The sequence below is a fragment of the Ensifer sp. NPDC090286 genome, from assembly GCF_044769565.1.
Classification (GTDB): domain Bacteria; phylum Pseudomonadota; class Alphaproteobacteria; order Rhizobiales; family Rhizobiaceae; genus Ensifer.
Genome location: NZ_JBIVYF010000008.1, coordinates 181,122 through 188,061 on the forward strand (window position 1 = coordinate 181,122; position 6,940 = coordinate 188,061).

Below are 6,940 nucleotides of genomic sequence, written 5' to 3' on the forward strand. Positions count from 1 at the left end.
TCAATGTCAATAATAATATCAGTACAATTATTCTGACATCGCCCATTTGCAAGGCAGATCACTCAAATCGCGAGCAACAGCGCTTCCGGGTTTCCGCTGGCGAGTGAGGCAAGAATGCCAAGGCCGGTGCGCAATTCCTGCTCGGTGGTCGAGCCGAGCGAGATGCGCACCGCCGGCTGCCAGCCCTGGTCGGCCGTGCGGAACGAAGAGCCGGGCGCTATCGCCACACCGCGCAGACGCGCCTGGGATACGAAGCCGTCTTCCGTATGCCCTTCCGGCAACGGCAGCCACACATGCAAGCTCTGTGGATGGGTATAATAGGGCAAGCCTGCGAGCGCCTCCTCGGCGATCGCGTGACGAACGCCAAGTGCCCGGCGCTGCCAATTGACAAGTTCCATCGCCGTGCCGTCGCTGACCCAGAGGGTCGCGATCTCGGCGATTGAGGGCGTCGCCATCCAGTTGGAGACGAGATGGCGGTTGGCAACCGCTGCGACATAACGATCCGGGGCGGCAAGATAGCCGATGCGCAGGCCCGGTACCGTGATCTTCGTGAAGCTGGTGACGTAGAGGGTGCGCTCCGGGGCATAGGCCGCAATCGGCGGTGCGCGACCTTCCACAAGCGGCCCCAGAATGTCGTTCTCGATGATCGCGATATCGTGACGGCGTGCGACGTCGGCAAGCGCCTGCCGGCGCTCGGGCCCCATCAAGGCCGCGGTCGGATTGATCACCGAGGGCTGGAGAAAGACGGCGCGGATGACGCCCGTGCGGCAGGCCTCATCCAGCGCCTCGGGGATCATGCCTTCGCGATCGATCGGCAAGCCCTCGAGATGAAGGCCAAGATAGCTGGAAAGCGGCACGAGCGTGTGGTGGCTGATCGCTTCCGTCGCAACGGTCGAGCCTGGCGGAGCAACGCTCATCAGCGCCACTGTCATGCCCGAGGTGGCGCCATTGGTGAGGCTGATATTGAGCGGAGACACATCCAGTCCACAACGCGACAGCCATTCGGCTGCGACATTGCGATGGCGAGGGAAAACCATGTTGGGCCGGAAGGAAAGCGCCGAACTCGACGGAAGGTTTTCCGCCAGCCAGCCGAAGGCTCCGCGCATGCGCTCCAGATGCAGCTGTTCGCACACGGGTTTGAGGATCGAAAGGTCGACAAGCTCGCCAAGACGCTCGGGCAGATAGGGCGGCTCAGGCTCTTTCGGCCTTGTCTGCACGAAGGAGCCGCGACCGATTTCGCCGGAAATGAGCCCCCGTCGGATCAGTTCGTCATAGGCACGACTGACGGTCTGTACGGAAAGCTTCAGGTCGTCGGCGAGCTTGCGATGGGGCAGAAGGCGCGTCCCGTTCGGCAAGTGCCCTTCCTGGATGGCGCGAGCGATCTGTTCGGCGAGAGAGAGATAAGCCGGCCGGCGCAACTGGGATATGTCGGGTCGCCAATTTGTCATGATTTTAACAGTGCTAAAAATCAGTTCAATTGACAACGCCAAAATGGTTTCCCATTGTCTTTTCCTCCACTTTGACACGATCCCCGCCCGGAGGGCGCCCTGAATGAAACTCGACGCCATCGACCTGCGTATCCTGGAGGCGATCCAGGAGAACGGGCGCATCACCAAGCTGGCGCTGGCGGAACGGGCGGGGCTCTCACCAACGCCCTGCTGGCTGCGCCTGCGCAAACTTGAGAAGGCGGGCATCGTCGCAGGCTATCACGCACGCGTTGCCGTCAGACGCGTTGCGCCTGTTGCCAGCGTCATGATGGAGGTGACGCTTGCCAACCATCGGCAAGTGGATTTCGAGCGTTTCGAACGCGCTGTCGCGACAACGCCGGAAATCGTGGCCTGCTGGTCGGTCGGCGGTGGCGTCGATTACATCCTGAAGATCATGGCCCCCGACATCGACGCCTACCAGCGTCTTGTCGACAGCCTGCTCGACCGCGAACTCGGCATCGACCGCTACTTCACCTACATCGTCACCAAGACGGTGAAGGAGGAGACCGTGCTTCCGCTGGAGACATTGCTTCCCGCCTCCGAATAGAGAGATTGTCTACGGCCGCCCCCACCTTTGGCCAAAGTCTCTGGTGGCCACCCCGGCAATAGACAATCTGTCGCGCGCCCTCTGGCAGACTTCCTCCAGACAACAGGAGGAGGCCGCAATGACCGCCGTATTTGCCCGAACGACCTTTCACGACGCGCTTGCCCGCCTTGCCGATCCTCATCTGCTCAGGGAACTCGCCTATGTCGGCGGTCGGTGGATCTCCGGGCGTGACGGTGCAAGCTTCAAGGTGACAGATCCCGCTTCGTCGGCGACGCTTGCCTGGGTCGCGGCACTTGATGCTGAGCAGACAGAGGAGGCTACCTCTGCAGCAGCCGACGCGCTTTCCGCCTGGCGGAACATGCTGCCGCAGCAGCGCGCCGCGATCCTGCGCAAATGGCACGACCTGATGCTGGAGGCGCGCGAGGATCTTGCCCTCTTGATGACCCTAGAGCAGGGCAAGCCCCTTGCCGAGTCCCGCGGCGAGATCGACTACGCGGCCTCGTTCATCGAATGGTACGCGGAGGAAGGAAAGCGGCTGAATGCGGAAAGCGTCACCAGCCATCTGCCCGGAGCCGAGATGATCGTGCGGCGCGAGGCGCTCGGTGTCGTCGGGATCGTGACGCCGTGGAACTTCCCCTCCGCCATGATCACACGCAAGGCCGCTGCCGCGCTCGCGGCTGGCTGCACGGTGGTTGCGCATCCCTCCAGCGAAACACCGCTTTCGGCACTCGCCCTTGCCGAACTCGGCGAACGGGCCGGAATTCCCGCGGGCGTCTTCAATGTGGTGACCGGAGACGCCGCCACCATCGTCGGCCGCATGAACGCCGATCCGCGCATTCGCGCCATGAGCTTCACCGGCTCGACGGAGATCGGCAAGCTGATTGCAGGCCAATGCGCGGAGACCATGAAGCGGCTGGTCATGGAACTCGGCGGCCATGCGCCGCTGATCGTCTTCGCCGACGCCGATGTGGAGAAGGCAGCCGACATCGCCGTCGCCGCGAAGTTCGCGACCTCCGGCCAGGATTGCCTCGCCGCCAACCGCATCTATGTCGAACGGCCCGTCGTTGCGGCCTTTACCAAGGCGTTTCAGGTTCGCATCGAAGCGCTGAAGGTTGCCTCGGGCCTCGACCCAGACGCCGAGATCGGTCCTCTGATGCACGAGCGTGCCATCGCCAAGGTGGAAGAACAGGTCGCCGATGCGTTGAAACGCGGCGCAAAGCGCCTCACCGGTGGCAAGCGCCACAAGGCAGGCCCTCTGTTCTTCGAGCCGACCCTTTTGACGGATGTACCGAACGAAGCGCTGATCATGCGTGAGGAGACCTTCGGCCCGGTTGCCGCCGTCTCCGCCTTCGACACCGAGAGCGAAGTGATCGCCCGGGCAAACGACACCGAATACGGCCTCGTCGCCTATGTCGTCACCGAGAACGGCGCACGCCAGATGCGTCTTGCGCGAGCTTTGGAATACGGGATGGTTGCGATCAATCGGGTGAAAATCACCGGCGGACCGATCCCCTTCGGCGGCTGGAAACAGTCGGGCCTTGGCCGCGAAGGCTCGCGCCACGGCATCGAGGCCTTCACCGAACTCAAATATCTCTGCATCGACACGGCCGCCTGAACGCGCGCCACACTTCATACGCGAAAGGAAAGACCATGCTCGAAAAAAGCAACGAACTCAGCGCCTGGGACCGTGATCACTTCTTCCACCCCTCCACGCATATGGGCATGCATGCGCGCGGCGAAACACCGACCCGGGTGATCGGCGGCGGCGAAGGCGTGTACATTACCGACACCAGCGGCAGAACGAGCCTTGATGCGTTTGCCGGTCTCTACTGTGTCAATGTCGGCTACGGCCGGCAGAAGATCGCCGACGCGATCGCCGAGCAGGCGAAGAATCTCGCCTACTATCACGCCTATGTCGGCCACGGCACGGAAGCCTCGATCACGCTCTCGAAGATGATTATCGACCGCGCGCCGGAGGGCATGAGCCGCGTCTATTTCGGTCTTTCAGGCTCCGATGCAAACGAGACCAACATCAAGCTGATCTGGTACTACAACAACATCCTCGGTCGGCCGGACAAAAAGAAGATCATCTCTCGCTGGCGCGGCTATCACGGCTCGGGCGTCATGACGGGCTCGCTGACCGGACTGCATCTCTTTCACACCGCCTTTGACCTGCCCCGCGCACCGATCCTGCACACGGAAGCACCCTACTTCTTCCGCCGCCCGGATCGCTCGATGGATGAAGAGCAGTTCTCGCAATATTGCGCCGACAAGCTTGAGGAAATGATCCTGGGCGAAGGCCCGGAGACGATCGCCGCCTTTATCGGTGAGCCGATCCTCGGTACGGGCGGTATCGTGCCGCCGCCGAAGGGTTACTGGCAGAAGATCCAGGCCGTGCTCGAAAAATACGACATCCTGCTCGTCGCCGACGAAGTGGTGACCGGGTTCGGGCGTCTCGGCACGATGTTCGGATCCGACCACTATGGCATGAAGCCCGACCTCATCACCATCGCCAAGGGTCTGACCTCGGCCTACGCACCGCTTTCCGGCACGATCGTATCGGACAAGATGTGGCAGGTGCTGGTGCAAGGCTCCGACGAACTGGGCGCGATCGGCCACGGTTGGACCTATTCCGCCCATCCGATCTGCGCGGCCGCGGGTGTCGCCAATCTCGAACTGATCGACGAGTTGGGACTGGTCGAAAACGCCGGCAGCACCGGCGCCTACTTCCGCGCGGAATTGACGAAGGCGCTCGCCAATCACAGGCATGTGGGCGAGGTGCGTGGCGATGGCCTGATGGCCGCAATCGAGTTCGTTGAGGACAAGGACGACCGGGTCTTTTTCGATCCGGCGAAGAAGATCGGCCCGCAAGTGGCGGCCGCCCTGCTTGAGCGCGGCGTCATCGGCCGCGCCATGCCTCAAGGCGATATCCTCGGCTTTGCGCCACCGCTTTGCCTCACCATGGACGAGGCCGACATTGTCGTCAAAGCGGCGGCCGAGGCCGTCACGTCAGTCCTGGATAAAGCATAGGCGCAAAGCAGCCATCGATGCCTCAGTCTTGAACCCTGCCGTCGATGGGGCGGGAAACTCCCGCACCATCGACGACTGCCAGGCCTGCAGTGGAGTTGAAGCCTAGACGGCGAGCGTGAATATGGATCCCCGCGGATATCGGGCCGAGCTGCACCGACAACAGCTGCGAGAACGACGAGGCAATTCGTATACCCTATTGGATCGGCATCGAAAATCGGCCGGCGAGTCGTGTTGACTCTGGCCTTCACTCGGTTGAAAAAAGGACGATCTTAAAAAAAGGATTACTAATGCCTGAAGAAAACACGACGCCAGCCACCCTGGTTGCCGAGGGCTCAGCGACTGTGCACACACCTGAACGCGCAAAGCGAAGCACAGCAAAACGTCAAAAAGCGGCCGGGGAAACGAAGAGCGCGACTTCGAAGGCAACAGCATCAAAGCCCTCCGCCAAGTCCAGAAAATTCAGCGAACAAGAAAAACTCGAGAAGCTCAGGCAGATCGGGGCACAGGTCGCTGACGGCGCGAGTACGATGAAAGATGCGATCAAAAGTGCCGGAATATCCGAGCAAACCTACTATAACTGGAAGGGTAGCTTGAAGGCGGATGATCAGCCGAGCAGCAAATCCGCTTCGGCCGGCGACGAGTTTGCCGAACTCGTGCAGCTCGAGGCCGAGAACCAGAAGCTGCGAAAGCTCTTGGCGGAAAAGTTGCGCGCGGAGAATGCCGAGTTGCGCAAGAAGCTCGGCATCGATTGAGGCAGGGAGAAGCCACACGCTGAGCGCTGTGGCTCCACTGCTCCTTTAGCGGTCGGCTGTGATTCAAGCACCTGACTTTGTGCAACCACACTTGCCGCAGCACTTCGATCCACATTGGGTTCAAACTATATGAAAACGCCACAACGCAGGTTCGTTGTTGAGTTCAAATCCGGCCGCCGTCAGCCAAAAGTGCCAACGGGTTCGATATGGGGAAACACCGATCTCAAGACCCTCGCGCGCGAGATTGAGACCGAATCGGCACATCTGTTCGGCCACCGGGAATTGGGTGGCAACGGTGGTACTGATCACGCCGCTGATGCTGATGTTCCGAGTTTCGTTGAAGAACCGGCCGTCGTGACAGCCTCCGATCCGGCCCATGCTGTGGCTGACCCGGTCGCTGGCGCACAGTCGGATGACGAAGTCGCAGATTCCGCGTCCGCCCCGCTCTTGGTCCCCAAGACCCGCAGCGCACCAAAGCAGACGTCCAGGAAGAAAGCTTCCCGCCCGGCGCCGACTACCGCTTTGGCATCCGTGGGCAAAGACTCGGATCCACAACCGAGATCGACGCCAACGACGTCTCTCGAAGAACTGGCCGCACTTGATGCGGAAAACAGTCGCCTTCGAAAATTGTTGGCGAACCAGCTCCGCGTGCAGAACGCGACGCTCAAGAGAATGCTGGAGCGGTTTTAGCTTCCGACTTTTATCTCTCGCTGGAGCGCCCGTTGGCGCTGAATGCCATCCTGCGCGATGTCATTGGGTCACAGGAGCGAGGTTGAGTTTCGCGCCGGCTTTGCTCGGTTTTCCGTGCCTTTAGAACGCACAAAAGCCCGCCGGATTTCTCCGGGCGGGCTTTTGTTATGAGATTTGGTTGCGGGGGCAGGATTTGAACCTGCGGCCTTCAGGTTATGAGCCTGACGAGCTACCGGGCTGCTCCACCCCGCGCCATCGCGGTAAATCCGTATGGGATTTATCCGCTTTATCCGGGTTTTGCGTGCGCAAAATCCCGTTGTTTGTCTGATCTTACTTACGCAAAAAGGCCGCTTGTTGGCGGCCCTTGTGTTTCGGCAGGGCCGAAGAGTGTGTCGAGAAGATTTCCGGTTTTTTTCGCCGCTACCTTATCCTTC

At 61.0% G+C, this 6,940-nt stretch carries 6 protein-coding genes and 1 tRNA gene; 5 read left to right on the plus strand and 2 right to left on the minus strand.

Annotated features, from left to right (window positions below; all coding sequences use genetic code 11):
* Positions 1-62: 62 nt before the first annotated feature.
* Entirely contained in the window at positions 63-1,484 is a 1,422-nt protein-coding gene (locus ACIQUG_RS31730) for a PLP-dependent aminotransferase family protein (protein WP_402326249.1), read from the minus strand.
* Between the two features lie 67 nt (positions 1,485-1,551).
* Between ACIQUG_RS31730 and ACIQUG_RS31735 the strand changes: the two genes are divergently transcribed.
* From ACIQUG_RS31735 to ACIQUG_RS31755, 5 genes are all read left to right on the plus strand, one after another.
* Complete coding sequence (locus tag ACIQUG_RS31735; protein WP_402326237.1) at positions 1,552-2,034, plus strand: Lrp/AsnC family transcriptional regulator; 483 nt, start codon at positions 1,552-1,554, stop codon at positions 2,032-2,034.
* Between the two features lie 118 nt (positions 2,035-2,152).
* A complete protein-coding gene (locus ACIQUG_RS31740) occupies positions 2,153-3,649 on the plus strand; it encodes an NAD-dependent succinate-semialdehyde dehydrogenase (RefSeq protein WP_402326239.1) in 1,497 nt (498 codons plus the stop codon).
* Positions 3,650-3,684: 35 nt separating this feature from the next.
* Complete coding sequence (locus ACIQUG_RS31745) at positions 3,685-5,064, plus strand: aspartate aminotransferase family protein (protein WP_402326241.1); 1,380 nt, start codon at positions 3,685-3,687, stop codon at positions 5,062-5,064.
* A gap of 287 nt (positions 5,065-5,351) precedes the next feature.
* Positions 5,352-5,816, plus strand: coding sequence for a transposase (locus tag ACIQUG_RS31750; protein WP_402326242.1), 465 nt, complete (start codon positions 5,352-5,354; stop codon positions 5,814-5,816).
* Between the two features lie 129 nt (positions 5,817-5,945).
* Positions 5,946-6,506 (plus strand): hypothetical protein, encoded by a 561-nt coding sequence (locus ACIQUG_RS31755; RefSeq protein WP_402326243.1) that lies wholly within the window; start codon positions 5,946-5,948, stop codon positions 6,504-6,506.
* Positions 6,507-6,681: 175 nt separating this feature from the next.
* On the opposite strand, the gene ACIQUG_RS31760 is transcribed toward ACIQUG_RS31755, so the two are convergent.
* Positions 6,682-6,758 (minus strand) — tRNA-Met (locus ACIQUG_RS31760).
* Between the last annotated feature and the right edge of the window lie 182 nt (positions 6,759-6,940).

Coding starts and splice junctions, on each gene's coding strand:
- ACIQUG_RS31735 (WP_402326237.1), top strand. CDS start 1,552: ATGAAACTCGACGCCATCGACCTGCGTATCCTGGAGGCGATCCAGGAG.
- ACIQUG_RS31740 (WP_402326239.1), top strand. CDS start 2,153: ATGACCGCCGTATTTGCCCGAACGACCTTTCACGACGCGCTTGCCCGC.
- ACIQUG_RS31745 (WP_402326241.1), top strand. CDS start 3,685: ATGCTCGAAAAAAGCAACGAACTCAGCGCCTGGGACCGTGATCACTTC.
- ACIQUG_RS31750 (WP_402326242.1), top strand. CDS start 5,352: ATGCCTGAAGAAAACACGACGCCAGCCACCCTGGTTGCCGAGGGCTCA.
- ACIQUG_RS31755 (WP_402326243.1), top strand. CDS start 5,946: ATGAAAACGCCACAACGCAGGTTCGTTGTTGAGTTCAAATCCGGCCGC.